At 54.7% G+C, this 19735-nt stretch carries 11 protein-coding genes; 5 read left to right on the forward strand and 6 right to left on the reverse strand.

Annotated elements, in window-relative coordinates; translation table 11 throughout:
- Positions 1 to 21: 21 nt before the first annotated feature.
- From AC2IAX_RS03725 to AC2IAX_RS03745, 5 genes are all read right to left on the reverse strand, one after another.
- On the reverse strand, positions 22 to 1488 hold the full coding sequence (locus AC2IAX_RS03725) for a HAMP domain-containing methyl-accepting chemotaxis protein (protein WP_494389387.1): 1467 nt from the start codon (positions 1486 to 1488) through the stop codon (positions 22 to 24).
- 87 nt (positions 1489 to 1575) lie between these two features.
- On the reverse strand, positions 1576 to 2640 hold the full coding sequence (locus tag AC2IAX_RS03730) for a chemotaxis protein CheW (protein ID WP_494389388.1): 1065 nt from the start codon (positions 2638 to 2640) through the stop codon (positions 1576 to 1578).
- 827 nt (positions 2641 to 3467) lie between these two features.
- Positions 3468 to 5162 (reverse strand): CheR family methyltransferase, encoded by a 1695-nt coding sequence (locus AC2IAX_RS03735; RefSeq protein WP_494389389.1) that lies wholly within the window; start codon positions 5160 to 5162, stop codon positions 3468 to 3470.
- Positions 5163 to 5233: 71 nt separating this feature from the next.
- Positions 5234 to 7474, reverse strand: coding sequence for an ATP-binding protein (locus AC2IAX_RS03740; protein WP_494389390.1), 2241 nt, complete (start codon positions 7472 to 7474; stop codon positions 5234 to 5236).
- Positions 7475 to 8878: 1404 nt separating this feature from the next.
- The gene (locus AC2IAX_RS03745) at positions 8879 to 9028 is read right to left on the reverse strand and encodes a hypothetical protein (RefSeq protein WP_494389391.1); all 150 of its coding nucleotides are present in this window, start codon (positions 9026 to 9028) and stop codon (positions 8879 to 8881) included.
- Between AC2IAX_RS03745 and AC2IAX_RS03750 the strand changes: the two genes are divergently transcribed.
- Positions 9027 to 9443, forward strand: a complete 417-nt coding sequence (locus AC2IAX_RS03750; protein ID WP_494389392.1) for a response regulator — start codon at positions 9027 to 9029, stop codon at positions 9441 to 9443. The genes AC2IAX_RS03745 and AC2IAX_RS03750 overlap by 2 nt on opposite strands.
- 35 nt (positions 9444 to 9478) lie before the next feature.
- Here AC2IAX_RS03750 and AC2IAX_RS03755 read toward each other — a convergent pair whose 3' ends face one another.
- Entirely contained in the window at positions 9479 to 10675 is a 1197-nt protein-coding gene (locus AC2IAX_RS03755) for a homocysteine biosynthesis protein (protein WP_494389393.1), read from the reverse strand.
- A 319-nt stretch (positions 10676 to 10994) separates the two neighbouring features.
- On the opposite strand from AC2IAX_RS03755, the gene AC2IAX_RS03760 reads away from it, so the two are divergent.
- The 4 genes from AC2IAX_RS03760 to AC2IAX_RS03775 all read left to right on the forward strand — a co-directional run bounded on the left by AC2IAX_RS03760 (position 10995) and on the right by AC2IAX_RS03775 (position 19694).
- On the forward strand, positions 10995 to 11594 hold the full coding sequence (locus tag AC2IAX_RS03760; RefSeq protein WP_494389394.1) for a gamma-glutamylcyclotransferase family protein: 600 nt from the start codon (positions 10995 to 10997) through the stop codon (positions 11592 to 11594).
- 297 nt (positions 11595 to 11891) lie between these two features.
- On the forward strand, positions 11892 to 13676 hold the full coding sequence (locus AC2IAX_RS03765) for an NAD+ synthase (RefSeq protein ID WP_494389395.1): 1785 nt from the start codon (positions 11892 to 11894) through the stop codon (positions 13674 to 13676).
- A 394-nt stretch (positions 13677 to 14070) separates the two neighbouring features.
- Positions 14071 to 14238: a metallothionein gene (locus AC2IAX_RS03770; RefSeq protein ID WP_099532687.1), complete on the forward strand. Its 168-nt coding sequence runs from the start codon at positions 14071 to 14073 to the stop codon at positions 14236 to 14238.
- Between the two features lie 710 nt (positions 14239 to 14948).
- Positions 14949 to 19694 (forward strand): PAS domain-containing protein, encoded by a 4746-nt coding sequence (locus AC2IAX_RS03775; RefSeq protein WP_494389396.1) that lies wholly within the window; start codon positions 14949 to 14951, stop codon positions 19692 to 19694.
- Positions 19695 to 19735 lie beyond the last annotated feature (41 nt).

A 19735-nucleotide genomic window follows, 5' to 3' on the forward strand; every position in this document is an offset into this window, starting at 1 on the left:
AGCCATTACCCGGTCTGGAACCTAAACCATCTCTTGCAGGTCGCGGGCCGCCTCTTCCAAGCGCCGAGTGCCGATGCGGGTTTGGGCAATGCCTTCGGCGGTTTGCTTGGCCCCTTGGTTCAAGGCGTTCATAGCCTGCACCACTTGGTCAACGGCGATCGCCTGCTGGCGAATATTCAGCGAAATTTGTTGGTTACTCACCACCACCATATCGATCGCCCGGGCCACCTCGTCAAAGGCCCCCGCCGTTTGCTGGCTGGCCGTTAAGCCCGTTTCCACGCGCTTGCTGCCCTCTTCTGTGGCCATGACCGTGGTGTCGATCGCCCCTTGAATTTCCGTCACCAACCCATCAATCTTTTGGGCCGATTCCTTGCTGCGATCGGCCAGCTTGCGAATTTCCGCCGCCACCACCGAAAAGCCCTTGCCATGTTCCCCGGCCCGCACGGCCTCCACCGCCGCATTCAGGGCCAACATATTGGTTTGATTGGCCACATCCGTCACCAACTGCGTAATGCTGCCAATTTGGGCCGCCTGGCTGCTCAGTTGGGAAATTTGTTGGGCGATCGCATTCATTTGCATTCTCATTTCCGTCATGCTCTCCAGGGTTTGGCCCACGGTGCGGTTGCCATCCTCCACCAAATGCAAAACCCGCTGGGAAGCCGCCGCCGCCGACTCCGCCTGTTCCGCCGACTGCCGCGATGAAGCACTCAGCTCATCCATCGTGGCCGTGGTTTCATTCACCGAAGCGGCTTGGGCGCTGGAAGTGCGTTCCTGCTGTTCCACCGTGGCCGCAATTTCACTGGACGAAGCCGCCAGACTGCTGCTGACTTCAAACATTTGCCGACTCACCGCCACCACGATCCAAATCCCCAAGACCGTGGATCCCAACACCGCCAGCCCCGTGGTCAACAGGGAAATATTCGACAGGGCCGTCAGGGCATCGTTTTGATCCTTCAGGGTTTTGTCCACTAATTCCGATTGCCGACTACGCAGAATTTCCACCAACCGTTCCACACTTTGAATGGCTTGGCGACCCCCATCCCGCTTCCATTCCGCGATCGCCCCGGCCGGATTTTGGCGAGCAATGGTCAATAATTTTTCGTTGATAGAAACTAATTGCGCCAAATCCTGTTTCAGTTCGCCCAGGGTTTCCCGCTGCCGAGCATCCACAACGATCGCTTCTAAATCGGTCATGGCTTTGTCAGCATTCCGACGCGCCTGATCAAAGGAAGTAATGGAAACGGGATTTTGATCGAGCAAGTATCCTCGGGTGGCGCGAGAAATCGTTTGGGCATTGAACCCTAAAAGCCCGATTTTTTCCTCCACTTGCGTCACCCGGTTAAAGGTGGTTTGTTGCTCGCGCACGGATTGCACATTATTCAAAACCACGGTGGTGGCGATGATCGACAGGGCGATCGGCATGGCATATCCCAAGGAGATTTGATACCGCAGTCGCCAATGACGATCGTTTTTGAGGGTAGAATTCATGGTTTTGTCCTGCAAAGTTGGGGGAAATAAAGTTGGGGGAAATTCGGAAGCTTGGGGACCGATCGCCCCGTGGGCCTCAAGACTTGCCTAAAGACTTTCGTTAACCACCAAGCTCGGATCGCGCAACAGGGTGGCCACATCCAGCCAACTGGTGGCCTGGCCCCCATGCACATGGATGCCCCGAATGTAGGCGCTGTCTCGGTTGGCGACTGTTGAATCTAGGGAGCCGTTGACGGGAGCCAGTTGCTCGGCGGTGCTGGTGTTAAAGGGAACGGGGGCCAAGCGCTGGGCGCTGACCCACTGGGTCTCGATCGCCCGATCAATCACCAAACCCACCGTTAAGTCCTCCACCTGCACGATCGCCACCAGCGATCGGGTGACGGCGGGCCGGCGCTCTTGGCCTAACCAGGGGCTGATGTCAATGGCCGTCACAATTTCGCCCCGCAGATTCGCATTCCCCAACACATGGCTCGGGCAACAAGGCAAGGGCACAATCACCGGCAACTCCGCCAGCTCCCGCACGGCCGCCGCGTCAATGCCAAAGCGCTCGCCACCAATTTCCACCACAATCCAGGGTTGTCCCTCTTGATCGCTGTCGGTGTGCTCGGCCTCCGCCAGTTCCACCGCCCGCGCCCGCAACAGGGCCTGATCGATCGCGGAAAGGGCCCGCCACCGATCGGCAGCGGAATCGGCGGGCGTTTGATGCCACTCGGGCCGCTGCAACACCGTGAACAGATTTTCTGTATTAATCAGGGCGATCGGTTGACCGGCCAAAAGCACCACGTCCCGCACCAGCTCGCGGGCCTGGGCTGACAGTTCCGCCACCAACAGGCTGGGGTCTGGATCCAGCATCACCCCTTGCAGATCCACCGCTTCATTGACAATCAACCCCAAGCTCACCCCCTGGGGCGATCGCAACACCACAATCGCATCGGAGAGGCCATAGGGCGATCGAGCCAAACCCAGGCAATCCGCCAAGTCCACCACCGGCAATAGTTTTCCCCGCCGGTCGATCGCTCCCAAATAGCCAGCTCCCAACCCCGCGATCGGCTTCAGCTCCACCAGGGGCAAAGTTTCTTCCACCCATTGAGCCTCTAAACCGCACAGGGTCTGCATCACATCCACAATTAAATAGCTCTGTTCAGTCGCCACAAATCATTCACCGCCCATTTTGCTGAACCCGCTAGCCCCGCTCGATCGCCCCAGAAATCACGCTAGCGATTGCCCCCAAGAGATCGCACCAGAAATCAACCTCAGACTCGCCACAATGCCAGGGTGAGTTTGAAGTCTCGAAAGCTCAAAGTTACCGGGCAAAATATGCGGCTTTTTGCCATATTTCTCTTTTAGAGGATGTTTGAAAAGTATTTTTGGCACAGGCCAAGCACCAATAATCGTGAGGGCAAGGGGCTGAGGGGATGTCGTCATTTTTCAAGGTGATGCTGAAACGGTTGATTTTCCATGTCCTAATCGTCGCAACAAGGGGCTTAAGCCCCTTGTCCCCCACGATCCGCTAACGACAGGTCTGGGGTTTCAGGCTAAACAACGACAGGCCCTAAGCCCCTTGTCTACGTCGATTACCGAAGCGTACAGAGTAGCAATTTTGGCTTTTCAAACAACCTCTTAGAAATTTGTTACCACCCCTTGTCCGTGGGGATCAGACAGATTGGACAAAAACTTTTTGCACTTTTATCTTTCGCTGTTTACCTTGAATTTCTGAGTCACGGGAACTCTGCCATGGCTTTCTGTTCGATCGTTGCCCTAACGAACTAACTTGAGTTTACTTTCGATTTTTCCGGCTTCTAGGATTTTTGTCGTTTTCTTTATGTTTTTGTGTGAAATCTATATTTTCTTTGCATCATTAATCATCGGTTAATATCCAATTGACATTCACCGGATAGCCAGTTAATCAAAAATTGATGCAAACCAGAAAATACGACAAGCAACACGATCAGCATTGATTAGCGCTGATTAGGACTGAATCAATGCTGATCGTGGCTGATTGTAGCTAGATGTTCCTTAAGGCGATCGCTCAATTCCCTCGCCGTTAAATGGTCATGGTCAAACACGGGCCAGTGGGGGGCAAAATCCTGCAACAGTTCCAACGCTGAAGCATAAAGACGACGTGCTGCGGTGGCATCCCCAATCCGCTCGTATAAGCTGGCCAATTCCAGCCGGGGAGGCAAAGCATGGCGATCTAAATACACTGCCCGCCGCAGAAATTGCTTGGCTTGATCAAACTGGTTCTGTTCTTCCCAAATTCGGGCCAACAGACAGCAAATTTCCGTTGACTCTGGCTCAATTTCCAAGGCTTGTTGACAATATTGATTGGCTTCCTGGCTGGCTCCCCAATTGGCGTGAAGACAAGCAAGGGCATAGAGTGTGGCGCTGCTGTTGGGATAGAGCTTCAGCAGTTGCAATAATTTTTGCTTGATTCGATTGTGTAACTGTTCTGTTTGATTTTTAGGCGTGGCATAGGGTGTGGAAAGGGGCTTAACCACCGGCACTTTGGGGGACGATGGCTGAAGGGAATGGGGGAATGAGTCGGTGGGTCGGGGATTGCTCGATCGGGAATTATTTAAATGGTTGGAATCAGTTAGGTCATTTAAATGATCCGATCGCGAATAATTGGGCCGTTCCTGATGATTGGCGATCGCCGTTTCAATCGCGATCGCCTGGGCATCAGCATTGATCAGCGGAGCCGGGTGAAGGGTTTCCATCCCATTTTTCAGCCCCGTCGTGTTTTCCAAGGGATTCCCCAAGGGATTTTCTAAATTGCTGGCAGCGGCGTAAGGTTGGGTTAAGCCATTAATTGGAGGCAGAGGGGTTGCGGCTGCTTGTCCCGATCGCCGACGATAAATCACCGATTCTGGATAGATTTGAGTTGCAAAGGATTGCAGCGGTTGATGACATAATTCCGCATGGCCCGTCAGCAAATATCCCCCAGGGGCAAGGGCCTTGGCAAACAAATCAACGGTTTGCGTAATGGACTCCGTAGCAAAGTAAATAAATACATTTCGACAAAGAATTAAATCAAACTTGCCAACATCAGTTAAAGGCAACTCATCATTCACCAAATTGAAGTTTTGAAAGGTCACCAACCGTTGAATCGCTGGGTCAATTTGCCAACCATCCGCCAGGGGCCGGAAATAGGTTTGCCAAGTGGTGGGATCAATGGCTCGAAATGACCACGATCGAAAGCGACCCGATCGGGCCCGATCGAGCGCTTCTTCATTAATATCCGTGGCAAAGATGCGAACTTGCCAATTTTCATGGGCCGGCAACATACCCTGTAAAGCAATCGCCAAGGAATAGGGTTCTTCGCCCCCAGCACAGGCCGCACTCCACAAACAAAGCCGCCGACTTCCTTGCCGACTCAGAATTAGCTCTGGCAAAATCTGCCGTTGCAAGAGCGAAAACTGTCCCCGATCGCGGAAAAAATAGCTTTCCGTATTGGTGATGACATTAATTAAAGGTTGCCAGGCCTGTTGACCGCGGGGACTTCGATCCAACAGCAGTTGACGATAGGTGGCCCAGATTTGGGGGCTGCCCGATCGCCAACGATGATGCAAAAACTGAGTCAGACCTTCAAGATCGCTAGCCCGCAGTCGTAGGCCATAGCGATCGTAGATGATGGGAACCAGTTCATGGAGCAGCGCAATAACCTCTGGGGGCATAACCTTGGCAGAAAGAGACAGGGAATAGCCCTTGTCCTCACGAGTAACTCATGCAACGAGCTGTCTTGAGTTTAGTGGTTACGATCGGTCACTGCTAGGGGGAGCCACAGTCGGAAGGTTGTGCCCTTGTTGGGTTGAGATTCGCAGGCAATTTTGCCCCCATGCCGATCGACCACAATTTGGTAACTGATGGATAGGCCCAACCCAGTGCCTTTGCCCACGGGTTTGGTGGTGAAAAATGGGTCAAAAATTCGAGAAGTGACCTCCGGGGGAATTCCGCTACCGTTGTCTTGAATCGTGATTTCAACACCCGGTTTTGAGGGTTGATCAAACCCATCCACCGCAGAATCTGCCGCCATTAATTGGGTGCAAATGACAATGCGCGGATCAGTTTCCCGGTCTTCGAGCGCATCGATCGCGTTGCTTAAGAGGTTCATAAACACTTGATTGAGCTGACCGCTGTGGCATTCCACCAAGGGCAACTCACCATAATCGCGCACCACTTCAATTCGATTTTGCCGACCTTTACGCTCCAGGCGGCTATGCAAAATGAGCAGGGTGCTATCGATGCCTTCATGCAAATCCACCGAGGAAACTTCTGCGCGATCGAGCCGCGAGAAATTGCGCATGGAAGCCACAATGCCTTGAATTCGCTCTGTGCCTTGGCGCATGGAATGCAAGACCTTTGGCAAATCTTCTAGCACGAATTCCAAGTCCATCTGCTCGGCCTGGGCCATGATTTCGGGATCATGGTCATGGGTGTGGCGTTGGTACAGGCGCACCAGTTCGATCAATTCCGTGAGGGCATCGCTGGCCCAATCCAGGTTGCCGCTGATGAAGTTGACGGGGTTGTTAATTTCGTGGGCAATGCCGGCCGCCAACTGGCCAAGGCTGGACATTTTTTCGGAATGAACCAGTTGGGCTTGGGCTTTTTTCAAATCCTCAAGGGTGCGTTCTAACTCGTGAAATTGGGTTTCGGTGGCGCGTACAGCGGCCTGGGAGCGATCGTACAGTTCCGCTTGGCTGATGGCGACGGCCAGGCGATCGGCCGCCCAACGCAGGGCCTCGCAATCGTCGCTGGACCATTGACGACGCTGGCTGATGGTGGTGCAGGCGATCGCCCCGGAATGGCCAGAAGCCGTCTGCACGGGCACAATCAACAGGGCGTTGATTCCAGCGGACTCGGCCCAATGAGCCACCTGGGGATCGGGATGGTGCAGCAGGTGGGTAAGTTGTGTCCAGGGCAGGGTAGACGTGGTGCTCAGATCGGATTGATTGAGCACTGGCATTAACAGAGAGGGCAGGCCTTGGGCGATCGCCCGGGTGAAGGCCCCATCCAAGGCCGGTTGGCGGCTGTCCTGGTGGCTAACGGTGAGCTGCATGGCTCCATCGGAACCCCACAAGGCCCACAGATAAGCACAGCGATCGATCCGCAACACCAGGCGCAACTCCCGCACCGCCGCCGCCAAAACTGCATCCAAATCCAGGGATGAGCGAATTTTTTCGAGCCAAGGGCGCAACCGCACCTCTGGTTTTTGCCGATCGCCCTGTTTCGCCAAGTCATGGCCCAACGCCAGCGCCACCAACCGCGCCACCTGTTCCACCGCCTCCTGCATGGCCAACGACCAGGGGCGATCGCGCCACAGCAACAACATCCCCAGGGGATGCCGCTCCATGCGCAGGGGATAAGCCCCCCAGTAAAACGTCTGGGCAGAAGATGCCACTGCCTCAGAACCGGCCCCCGCCCCCTGGGGGGCAAGTTGCGACAGTTCCAGCTTGCCCATGGAGCGACTGCCCCGCCGCCCCAACTTGCGCACCTCCGCTTCCGACACGGAGCGATCGAAATGCACCGCTAAGTTTCGCCCCTGTCCCCGCACAAACAGGGCCGACAACTTAAACCGATGTTGCACCCGATCGTAAGACCACAGTTCCGCTTCCTTTAGATCCAGACAACGGGCTAAGTAACGTAATGTTCGTTGCAGTCGCCGTTCCAGGGGCCCCGTGCCGGTCAAAATAGCCCCTACTCCATTGAGCATTGTCAGCAGCGATCGACAGTCCGCCTCGGAACTGCTATCTAGCCAATGAGCCGTTGACTCTGAATCAGCACTGCAAGCCAGCTCTTGATTCAGGGAAGCCGAATTGGCAGCCGGTTGATTCGCTGAATGATTCGTTGACTCGATCGCACCGTCAGGCCAAGAGGGGCTATTTCTGAGACGTGCCGCTGAAGTTCCGAGGGAATGAACTAACAACGGCCCAGCTTGGGATCGATGAGGCGATCGCCGCATGGCGTAGGACGGTAGTTGAGTAACCATTACAATTTCCAAAATTGGCTGCTGGAGGATGGTTGCGGCATCTCTCTCTAAAACTGTTAAAAAAATCTGTATTTGTTATCAATTTTAGCTCAGGATCTTTCACTAGATCTGTGAATGTGGCGTTTTATTGATAAATCCACGAAAGATTAGACGTAAACCTTTGATCATAAATTTATGTAAATACTCTCTGACCCTTAAATAAACACGCTCTCCCTTGATTCTCGCTAGATAATTTGCTGATTTTGACACTAAGTCTTGATTTAATGGGCGATCGCTCATTCGAGCTTTCAGAAATTGGATTGATTCTCATTACTGACCGCAATCACTCCTTCAGCCCATCAGGTTAAGTTTTTGATCTTCATAATTGTTCAAAAACCTGACCCCACGGCAATTGTTTCCCGATCGCAATTGACCACCCCAATTGCTTTTGCATCCCCTCAGAGAATCCTGAGAGGATGAAATTTTGCCTTTGGAATCATCAGTGCTCCCAAAATTCCAACGTCGGTCTTGATGACTTTCGATCTTGATAGGGTCTTGCTGATGCCCATAAACCGATGATGCCCCATGAACGATCGAGGCCCTGCCCAATCATTAATGGCCCATCAACATAACCCGTCAACAATGCCCCGATCGCCCATTCATTACTAGTGGATTAATAACGAATAGTTGACAAATCGTTAATGAGTCATCAATCAGCAGTCCAGCAATGGTTCATGAACACCAGAGGAACACTAAATAAACGCTGGATCAATACCAGATAAATATTGAATGAACTTTGAATGAATTTTGGATAAACCGCAGTTATTGGTAAAGACAGTGTTCAAATTTTCTTCATGTTTTTTGATCTTTTCTTCAAAAGATCACTGAGAGGATGTCTGAGAAGTATCTTTCAACACGGGCTGAAGATTAATTGTCGTAGGAACAAGGGGCTTAAGCCCCTTGTCTACATCGATCTCTGGGGCGTACAGAGTAGCAATTTTGGCTTTATTTCCCCTGCAAGGCCTTTAGCAATGGCCAAATCATTGCCGCTGCCCTTTTCGCAAACAAGCGCAAGAGACCCAGACCCCTTACTTTCAAATGGCGCTACTTTTGCTGTGGGTCGAGGCCTGAGCCACGCAGCAGGCAAGATCAGAACCGATCGAGCCTTGGTTGCAATCCGCGCGCTCAATCATCAACCTTGACAAATCATCAAAAATTGATGCCTATGAACAGAATTTTGACCAGGGCGCAACGGAAAATGCCAAAATTTAATTAGTTCCCTGCGTTAGTCTCAGTCCCTCGATCGCCTTGAAATTGTCTTGAAAGTCCTTGTCTTTCTCCTTGGGAGATTAGCCACATGGGTGAAAGAAATCAGGAATCTAGGAATAATCATCTAATAAGGCAGCTAAGGTAGCAATTGATGGATTAATCAAACGAGAGTGCTATTTTTTGCAGGATTGGGCAGGCTGATTCGACCAGCGACCTGAAACCAACCTGCGAGGGGTGAGGCACAAGGCGTTTGGGAATTGCCCCATCAATTGCCGCATCGATCATCTCAATCCTGGGGTCAGTCATGAACAGCTCCTCTGATGTCGTTTCCGTGGCTCGATCGAGCATGACGAAGCCCACGGTGCTGGCTGTGGACGACAGCTTGATTGTGCATACCTTGGTGCGCCGCACGTTAGAGGATTTGTACAACGTGGTGACCACGGCGGATCCGGTGGAAGCGCTGTCGATGATCTACCACCAGCCGATCGATCTGCTGCTGTTGGATGTGTCGATGCCGAATCTGAATGGGCTGGAGCTGTGCCGGATTTTGCGCAGCTTGCCCCAGTTTGCTGCGCTACCGGTGCTTATGTTGACTTCCCACGATCGCCCGTTCGATCGCATTCAAGGGCAACTGGCGGGAGCCACGGAATATATCACCAAACCGTTCGATCGCGATGCTTTGCGCTCCTTGGTGGCTCACCACACGCTCGATCGCGCCTAGGTGAGCGATGCCTAGGGCGATCGCGCCCCCTGCGCCTAAGGTTCCGATTCCATCCCAATTTGTCCCCAGCGATCCTGTGGAATAAAGGTGCGATCGCTCGGCAACGGGGCCACGGCTTCCGACAGCAAAAACCGCCCCTGTTGAATTTCCAACTTCAAAGCCTCGGACACTTGGCGCGACAGGGCCAAACTGGTGAGCGGCGCTGTGCGTACAAGTTTGCCATCGATTTCAATCCGGCCAGACTTCAGTTGGGCATAGTTCACCAAGCCAAAGGTGGGCCGCACTCGCCGGGGAATCGAAAAATCTACGATCGGGGCCACAATCTCTTCATCGTTGACGGCGCACCGGGCCACCACCGCTTCATCCAACACCGGCAACGGCACGCCCACCCCCAACATTAGCGACGGCCCATAGCCTTTGAAATAGCAACCGCGCACCCATTGGGCCTGCATTTGTTTGGCATCTCCCACCAAGGCCAGGGTGGCCGCCGGGCCGATCGGGGTTTGGTTCGGGAGACGTTTTTGCAGCGGAAAATGCTGAGTTCCTTCCCAGGCAATGTAGCCCTGGCTGCCGGCCAACCAAATGCGGCTGCCAATGCCCAACAGCCGCAGTTCCGGATCGTTCAGCAGGGGCGACAGGGCCCCGCCGCTGACATAGACCGCATTGCCCAGGTTGGGTTGCAAGGGGCCCAAGTAGGTATTGAGCGGCCGATCGCCCCCATTCACGCCCACGATGAAATTTTGGTAGAGGTTGCGGGGGTTGTAGAGATAAAACTGGTTGATCGTGTCGCGAGAGATCGAGGTTTCAAAGGAGCCTCGGGGATAGCAGTCGGTCACATGCCCGATCGCCCGCAGTTGCACCGAATGTCCGGCGATTAAACTTTCAATCACATGGCCACCGCCCCGATCGCGGCCTTCGTCGGGTGCTTCCCCGTCGGCAAATTCCACCGGGTGGCTGGCTCCCAAATATAAATCCACTGCCCCAAAGCCCGCATAGGCCGGCACACCATCAAGCCAGCAGCGGCGAATTTTGATCGGTGGATCCGTCTGCCCCAGGTTCAGAAAGGCCCCAGAAGCCTCCATGGGTTCAAAGGTTCCGGTCACCACCACATCTACCCGCGCGGCCGCCGCCTGGATGCCGATTGTGGCCACTTGGGCTTTCAGTTCTTCGGCCGTCCAAACGGTGACTTGGCCACTCCGGATTTTGTCGTTGATCTCGGCAATCGATCGCATGGGCTTCGGAACTCGGTAACTTGACATTCTCCCCAACCTCAAGGCGTGGGGATTCCGGCCCTAGGCAAACAATCGAAGTTGTTCGACTAGACCATGGGGTAATCTGAATCTACCGTTGAATCTACGGTTTTTCGATCGAGTTTTAGTTGTATTTCGGTAAACAGTTTTGCTAGGATGCAAACCAGCACAATGCTGGCACAATCTTGCTCGCTGCTGACCCCTTCGCTTCGGGTTCGATCGAATGCTTAATCCTCCGTAACCCAACGGCCCCCAGCGGTGACAATCGGATCAACGTTTCCCCATCCACCTCCGTCTGCCGATGAACCCCTCTCGCCCCGCCCCGATCGCTGAACCGGCCGCCCTCCAAGCCTTGCCAACCAACGGTTCTCCCGCTGAACCCACGTTTTTGTACTTTGCCTATGGCTCCTGCATGTGCCCCGTGGATTTGCAGCGCACCCTCGGAGAGCCGGCTTATCCTTACCTGGTGGGCACGGCCATGCTGGAGGGCTACCGACTGGGGTTTAACTGGCGATCGCCCCGGCGAGAATGCGGCGTGTTGGATGTGGTTCCCGATGCCCGATCGCGCGTTTTTGGGGTTCTTTATGCCCTGCCCTGGCGTTTAAGCGACCAACTGGACGATCGCGAAGATGTGCCCCGAGGCGGCTACCGTCGCGAAACCATCGCCGTCACCAGCCAGGGCCAAACCTACCACGACGTGCGCACCTACGTGGTTGTGGACAAATTGCCCCGCGAACTGGCCCCCAATGATTGGTATTTCACCGTCGTGATGCGCGGAGCCACCACCTGCGGCCTGCCGGAAGAATATTGCTGGAAACTCTTCCATCACATGGCCCAACTTCAGCGCCAACATCACCATCAATATCCTCATCCTCACCCCTATCAACCCCAAGCCAGCTAGGCCTTGGAGCATGGGTTCAACGGAACTAAATCCGATCAAGTTCGATCAAACCCGATCAAATCCAATCAAACGGTTGATGTTTTGGGGCTAATCAACGGCTAACGATTCCAGAAAAGACATTTCAGCATGTTCTCCACGGTGGCGTAACAAAAGCACCGGGGTTGCAAGGAAAGGGGCGATCGACTCGACAAATTACAGATCAATTCCCATTACGCGATCGCTAATTTGCCGATAGGCTATATCGATAATTTCGTAGTTTTGTCGATATCCCGATCGTTCCTCCCCCGCTTGCCCCCCATGAAAATTGCCCTCGCTCAACTGAACCTCGTGGTCGGAGACTTGGCGGGAAACGCCCGTGCCATCCTCAACGCTGCCCAGCAGGCCAGTCGCCAAGGTGCGCGGCTGTTGGTGGTTCCGGAATTAGCCCTTTGTGGATATCCACCGCGCGATTTGTTGGCTTGGCCCAGCTTTTTGGAAGCCACAAAACAACAGTTGACCAAGTTGGCCCGTGAGCTGCCGCCCAATCTAGCCGTGCTGACGGGAACGATCATTGGCAATTTGTTAGCAACCGAAGGTGGAAAAAGTCTCTTTAATAGCGCAGTGCTGATTGATAGTTGTGCCCTGCGGCATGTGTTTAGCAAGCGACTGCTGCCCACCTATGACGTTTTTGATGAGGGGCGCTATTTTGAACCGGGTAAAAAAGCAGAATGGTTCACGCTCGATGGCATCAAAATTGGCGTAACTATCTGTGAGGATATTTGGAATAACAATCAGTTTTGGGGCCGCAAATTCTACGATGTGGATCCCCTGGCGGAGTTGGTGGACTGTGATGTGGATTGGGTGGTGAATCTGTCCGCTTCGCCCTACACGATCGGGAAGCCTCGGTTGCGCGAAGAAATGCTGCAACATTCGGTTTTGAATTATGGTTTCCCGATCGCCTATGTCAATCAGGTGGGCAGCAATGATGACCTGATTTTTGATGGCACCAGCCTAGTCATCAGTCGCACAGGGGCGATCGCAGCCCGGGGAGCCAGCTTTGAAACCGGGCTGATCCTCACGGAATTCGATCCAGAAACCCGCGATTTTGTGGTCACTGGCCAGGAAGGATCTTGGCCTCACAGCTTGCCCCTGTTGGCCGAGGAACAACCCCTGCCAGAACAAACCGGATTGTTAGCCCCCCTGGCTCCCAGCACCGATGCGGAACTGTGGTCAGCCCTCGTGTTGGGCATTCGGGACTATGCCCGCAAATGTGGCTTTCGCAAAATTGTGCTGGGCCTCAGTGGAGGGATCGATTCCACCTTGGTTGGAGCCTTGGCCGTGGCGGCCTTGGGGGCCGAAAACGTTCTGGGCGTGCTGATGCCTTCCCCTTACAGTTCCGATCATTCGATCGCCGATGCCCTGGCCCTGGCGGAAAATTTGGGTTTCCCAACCCTGAAACTCCCGATCGGGGACTTGATGGCCACCTTTGAGCAAACCCTCGCGGAACCCTTTGCCCAAACCCAACCGGACGTGACCGAAGAGAATTTGCAATCGCGCATTCGCGGCAATTTGTTAATGGCTTTGGCCAACAAATTTGGCTATTTACTGATTTCCACAGGCAACAAATCCGAAATGGCCGTGGGCTACTGCACCCTCTATGGCGACACCAACGGCGGCCTGGCCGCGATCGCCGATGTGCCCAAAACCCGCGTCTATTCCCTCTGCCATTGGCTCAATCAGGGGCAAGTGGGCGCGGCCGCCTTTGCGCAGTTGGTGTCCCAAGGATCGGAAATTGTGCCCAGCCACGTGCTGAACAAGCCCCCCAGCGCCGAACTGCGACCCGGCCAATTGGATCAAGATTCCTTGCCCCCTTACGAAATTTTGGATGACATTCTCGATCGGCTGGTGAATCGTCGGCAGTCCCTCGCAGATTTGGTGGCCGCTGGTCACGATTCGTCCACCGTGCGGCGGGTGATGCACCTGTTGGCTCGGGCTGAATTTAAACGGCGACAAACGCCCCCGGTGCTCAAGGTCAGCGATCGGGCCTTTGGGGTGGGTTGGCGAATGCCGATCGCCAGTTGCTGGCAGTTGAGTGATGCCTAGGGCGATCAAAATTGCCTAGGGGCATAGCTTAAGGCTTCACTGTCCTCTGCAAATTTCCCTTTCCCCGATCGACCCTTGACAGTCGCGGGAAGAGTCATGCTAAAGTAGCAACATCTGAACAAACGTTCAGCTATTCATCTAAGGCTGACCTAAGATCAACTCAGATCTCTGTAGGTCGCAACTTCGACCTCAACTCAGATCCCCACCTCAAACGCCAATCGCGATCAGGTCATGGCTTGGAGTCATTTCTGGAACCCCACGCCGGGCCCAGAACTCGGGGAACTCCCCCTTGGACAACAACCAACGACCCAGCGACGCACCATCCTCGATCGGGGATCTTAGGGATCTTTAACCCACTCGCCTCACTGCTCAGTGAGATTGCTAGGAGCAACCCATGACGACGACCACTCAAAAATGCGACTGCGGCCCCTGCCTCTGCACCGTGGACTTGGCCACCGCCATCCAAAAAGACGGGAAACACTATTGCAGCGAAGCCTGCGCCAATGGCCATGAAGGCGGCGCTTGCTGTGGCAATTCCGGCTGCAATTGCGGTCAAGCTTAGGCTAGACTTTTGCCGTAATTTCTGACAGTTCGGATCGGGGCGTGCGGCCGTGCGCCCCCTTTGCGGTTTGATATGGCTGTTAATTTATGCTTTTAAACTCACATTTTAAACTCATTTTTATATTTTAAACTCACGCTTTGATAGACAAAAATCGATAGAGGTCAATCGATAGAGATCAATCGATGATCAGTAAAAAAGATGATCAGTAAAAAATGATCAGTAGATGATCGATAGATGATCAACAGATATTGATAGACAGCAACAAATATTGATTGGCGGTGACGTGCGATCGCGCCTTCGTGGGATCGCACGTCACAATTTGATCATTTAAGATCATTACAGTTTAAAAAAGACACAATTGAAGTAGAACCTAAGTCCAAATGCAGCTTGCCAATTGCCAATCCCTGGTGTGAGGATCCTGGCTTGCTCAGACCTGTTTCTTGGCAATATTCCTGAGGAATGTCCTGGGGGGATACCCTTGGCGATCTTTCCGAGAAACATTTCTTGGCGGTATTTCTGGGCAATTTGCTCGCCAGTTCATTGGCTTGCAAGTGTCTGAGGAAGGCCGGGCGTTTCGGCAAACCATTGGGAAGCCTCGAAGGATTCTTGGGTGGTAATAGTGCTTGATTGCCATTACCCCAGCCTCCTAGTGCCAATGCAGAATAGAAGGTTCCGCCTATCCCAAACTGAGGTGCGATTCGTTTTTTGCTATGGCACTGAGTGAGACCTTTCTCGATCGCCCGGACATGGGCCACAGCGTTGAGCGATCGCGCGGACAGCGGGCAACGGAAACGGGAAATCTGGCCCAACGAGTGATGGAGCGGTTGGCTCGGGGCGATCGCTGGTCTCGCATTGCCCAAGCCGCCTTGAGCGATTTGCGGCTGCAGTTGGGGGTGGATGCGGTCTTAATTGCCCAGCGGATCCATAACCAAGCATTACAGGTGGTTTATGAATCCAGCCGCCCCGATGAGGACAGCCGCTTGGGTGGAGAGTTGCCGTTGCAGTTTCCGCTGCTGCCCGTCACGGTGTTGGAGCCGGTGATTGGGGTGGCGGGGCCGCTTCAACGGCGATCGCCCTTGCTCTCGCAACATCTCAAGGCCTTGCAAATTCAATGTTTTGTGGCGATTCCCATTGCCCCCCAACAACGCCATTGGGGTTGGCTGATGGCCGTGCAATCGGCTCCGATGCCACCCCTGTCGATTGTGGCCCAGCGGGAATTGCAAGGGGTGGCCCTGTCGTTGGCGGTGGCCTTGCGGCTGGAAGGATTGGAGCAGGCCGCCGAAACGCAGGCGGCGGAAGTTCCTGAGTTGGGTCTGTCGGAATCCGCTGAATTCATCGGGTCTGGGGGGGCGATCGACCCTGAATCCATAAAACCTGGATTAACTAAACCTGGATTAACTAAACCTGGATCTAGCAAACCTGCACTTGATCGCCCCTGGAACCGATCGCCCCTGCCAACCCTGGCCGCCACCGATCGCCCCTTGGTTTATCGCAATCCCGATCGCGATCGGGTCAGTCAGTCCATTGCCCAAGCCTTGCGCCTGACCGAATCACGCTGGATGGCGGTTTTTCGACTTAATCCTTCTCCTGGCCTAATTTTGGATGGAGGAGGTTTGATTTTGGAAGCCAATGAAGCCTTCACACGCTTGGCCGGCTATTTGCCAGCGGAAGTGCAAGGCCTCGGTGTGCAGTCACTTCAGGGATTTTTGCGCGATCGGGACTATCAACAAATTCGCTCCACCATCCAAACCGGTCGCTATTACCAGTCGCCGGAACTCGCAATTCACGATCTCAACGGCCAGCGCAAAATGGTGCAACTGTCTGCCGCCCCGATCGAGCTGGACGGCCAAGCCTGTTTGTTCTTAGCCTTCCAAGACATCAGCGATCTCCAGCGCCGGGAAGCCATGTTGCGGGCCTTGGTCGAAGCCACCACCAGCACCGGCAAAGCCTTTTTTGAGAACTGCGTGCGGCTGTTGGCCGAATCCCTAGGCGTTCGCTATGCCTTTCTCACCAGCGTCATGGATCATCGATGCAACCAAGCAGAGGTGTTGGCCTGGTGGAATCAAACGGAATGGGGAACCAGCTTTGCCTATTACTGGACCCATCACCCCTGTGCCATCGTTTTTGGCGGCCAAACCTACACCTGTGGGCAACATTTGCAATCCCAATTTCCCCAAGGAACCAACCTGCGCAACCTGGGAGCCGAAAGCTACGCAGGCGTGCCCCTCCAAGACTCCCAAGGCACAACGATCGGGGCCTTAATTGTGATGGATACGCAGCCATTGCCGGAAGATCCCAACCACATCACCATTTTGCGAATTTTTGCGGCCCGGGCTGCGGCCGAACTGGAACGACAGCGGGCGAACCGCGCGATCGATCGCCTCAACACGGAATTAGCAACCCGCGCCGCCGAACAGTCCACCGACCTGGCCCACAGTCAACACATGCTGCAAAAAATGGCCGATGCGAACCCCAACATGGTCTATCTCTACGATCTGACCCAGAACCGCACCCTCTACATCAACCATGCGGTGCAGGATATTTTGGGCTACACCCCTCGGGAAATCCAAGCCATGACCAGCGCCATGGTGGTGCGCCTGGTGCATCCCGACGATTTTGAGCGCTTGGCCCATCACTACGAAACCGTTTTGAGCTGCACGGATGGGGAAATTTGCGAGCGGGAATATCGAATGCAGCGATCGGACGGGGAATGGCGCTGGCTCTTTGAACGGTTAACGATCTTCTCGCGCGATCGCCAAGGTCATCCCACCCAACTGCTGGGCAACATTGCAGACATCACCCCCCTCAAGGCCGTTGAGGGAGCCTTGCGCCAACTGAACGAACAGCTAGAACAGCGCGTTCAGGAACGCACGGCCCAACTGGCCGAAAGCCAGCGGTTTGTGCAGCAGTTGGCCGACTCCACCCCCAACTTGCTCTACCTCTACAACCTGTTGGATCAAGAGTTGGTCTATGTGAACCAAGCGGTGGAAACCCTGCTGGGCTACTCGGTGCCGGAAATTCAGCGCATGGCCCAAGGCTCCTTTGTGGATGTGCTTCACCCCGATGACTGGTTGGCGCTGCTGCAATATGGGCGCACCTGTGCCCGAACCGAGGTGGGCCAGGTTTTGGAGCGGGAATATCGAATGCGTCATGCCAATGGAGAATGGCGCACCCTCAGCAGTCGGGAAACGGTGTTTAGCTTGGATGAGCAGGGGCGGCCGCAATTGCTGCTGGGAACGGCCAACGATATTACGGATCTGAAACGGCTGCTGGAGGTGTTGCAACGGCGATCGCACCGCGATCGGGTTTTGGCCAGCCTCTCCCAGCAATTTTTGAACGAAGATATTGGTGTTGCCCTGGCCACCACGCTTTCCACAGTGGTTTCCGCCCTGCATCTAAGCCATGCCTGGTTTTGTTCACAGCCGGCCGCCGGTCAGCCCTGGAGTTTGGATGGCTATTGGTTACGGCCGACGGATCAGGTGGCTTGTCCGCTCACGCCGGATCCCTCAACGCTATTGTTGCCGTTGGATTGGTTGGGCGATCGCCTGGATCGATCGGAACCGATCCTGTTGCCAGATTCTGCGGATCGCTCAACCCCCTTGAACACTGCAATCAACCATTGGTTAGCCGAACAGGGCATGAGTTCGATCGGGGTGTTGCCCATTCACTACCGCAGTGAACTAGTAGCCTGCTTTGTCTTGGCCATGAACCAGCCCGCCGCTTGGGAACCCGGCAGCATCAAATGGGCCCAGCAAGTCGGCACATTGATGGCCATGGCCCAATCCCGTGCCACCGCCGAAACTGCCCTGCGCCAAGCCAAAGAAGCCGCCGACCTGGCCAACCGTGCCAAGAGCGAATTTTTAGCGAATCTCAGCCACGAAATTCGCACCCCCATGAACTCCATCTTGGGGTTTTGTGAACTGCTGCAACGGGAAGCCCGCGACCCCAAAACCCGATCGTGGCTTCAGGTGATGACCCAAAGCGGGGAAACCCTGTTGGCTTTAATTAACGATTTGTTGGATCTCTCAAAAATTGAAGCGGGAAAACTGGTGTTGCACTGGGGCCCCATTCGCCCACGCTTAGTGTTGCGCGAGGTGGCGGAAATGTTTACGGTGGCAGCCCAACAAAAAGGGATTCAAGTGCAGGTGGCCGTGGCCGATTGCATCCCTGAGTTGATCACCTTTGACTCCGTGCGCCTCCGACAAATTTTGGTCAACTTGGTGGGCAATGCCGTGAAGTTCACCGAGCGCGGCCATGTCACGATTTCCCTGCAAACCATCCCCAGCCATGCGGTTCCCCAGACGGCCCACAACATCGATCGCCCAGTACCAACCCACCAGCGCCCTACTCATCCCCCGTTCGTCAATCCCAACTTCACGGGCCAACCCAACCCCGAAACCCTTCAGGAACCCACATTCAATCTGCTGTTAACGGTCACAGATACGGGCATCGGCATCGCGCCCGACCAGCAAGCGCGAATTTTTGAAGCCTTTATTCAAAGCGAAGGGCAGTGCGAGCGAGAATATGGCGGCACAGGGTTGGGCCTGGCGATCGTCAAGCGGCTCACGGCCATGCTGGGGGGCACCATCCAAGTACGCAGCACCTTGGGGCGAGGCAGCCAGTTTTGTTTGTATTTTCCGGCGGTTCCGGTGGTTCCAACACCGATCACGGGGCGATCGAACCCGCATCCCATCGCCCCCGACCAACCCCACAACCCGGAAACCCGAGAGGTCTGGAGAGGGTTAGAGAATTTTGAGGGCTGGATGCCGCAAGCACCATGGGGATCAGAACCGAAATTTGCACCGGAGCCGGAACCAACCCTCGCAACGGAACCAACGGGAGATCGGGCGCTGGCGTTCAAGGCGTTAAATTTTGAACTAACTCCAGCGCTAGCCCCAGAATCACCCGCAAAATTACCCCCAGAATTACCCGTAAAATCACCCACAGAGCGGCCAATCAACGGCCCCATTCCACCCCAGCCCCCGATCAACTCAGGGGCCGACCATTCCGCCAGCCTGGACATGGCCCTGAAAGCTGCCCTGCAACAGGCCGCAGAGCAACCCCCGCCGCCGCTGGCCCCAACGGATTTAGCTGCAAGCCGGGCGATCGCCCCGATTCAGCCCACCGACGCGGCCCCCAATCCCCTGGTGGTGCGATCGTGGCTCTTGGTTTATGAAGGATCCCTGCGCCAAACCATGACCCTGCGCCAGATGCGTGGTTTTGTGGAGCAGTTGGCCCAATGGTCGGCGGCCAGCGGAACAGAGCCTTGGGTTGCCTGGGCCAATCAGGGCCAAGGGGCGCTCGATCGCCTGAACACCGCTCAAATTCTGAAAATTTTGGACGGTTTACGCACCTTCGCAGATCAGCAAAATCCGCTAACCTCAGACCCGGCGGACAAGGGCCCCGCCAGTGCGATCGGTCACCCAATTGGCCCCACCGACCCAAAACCCCACTAGCACGATCACAATCTTGATTAGAGACCTGATTGAGAGCTGAC

It is taken from the genome of Limnothrix sp. HT2024 (assembly GCF_059138625.1).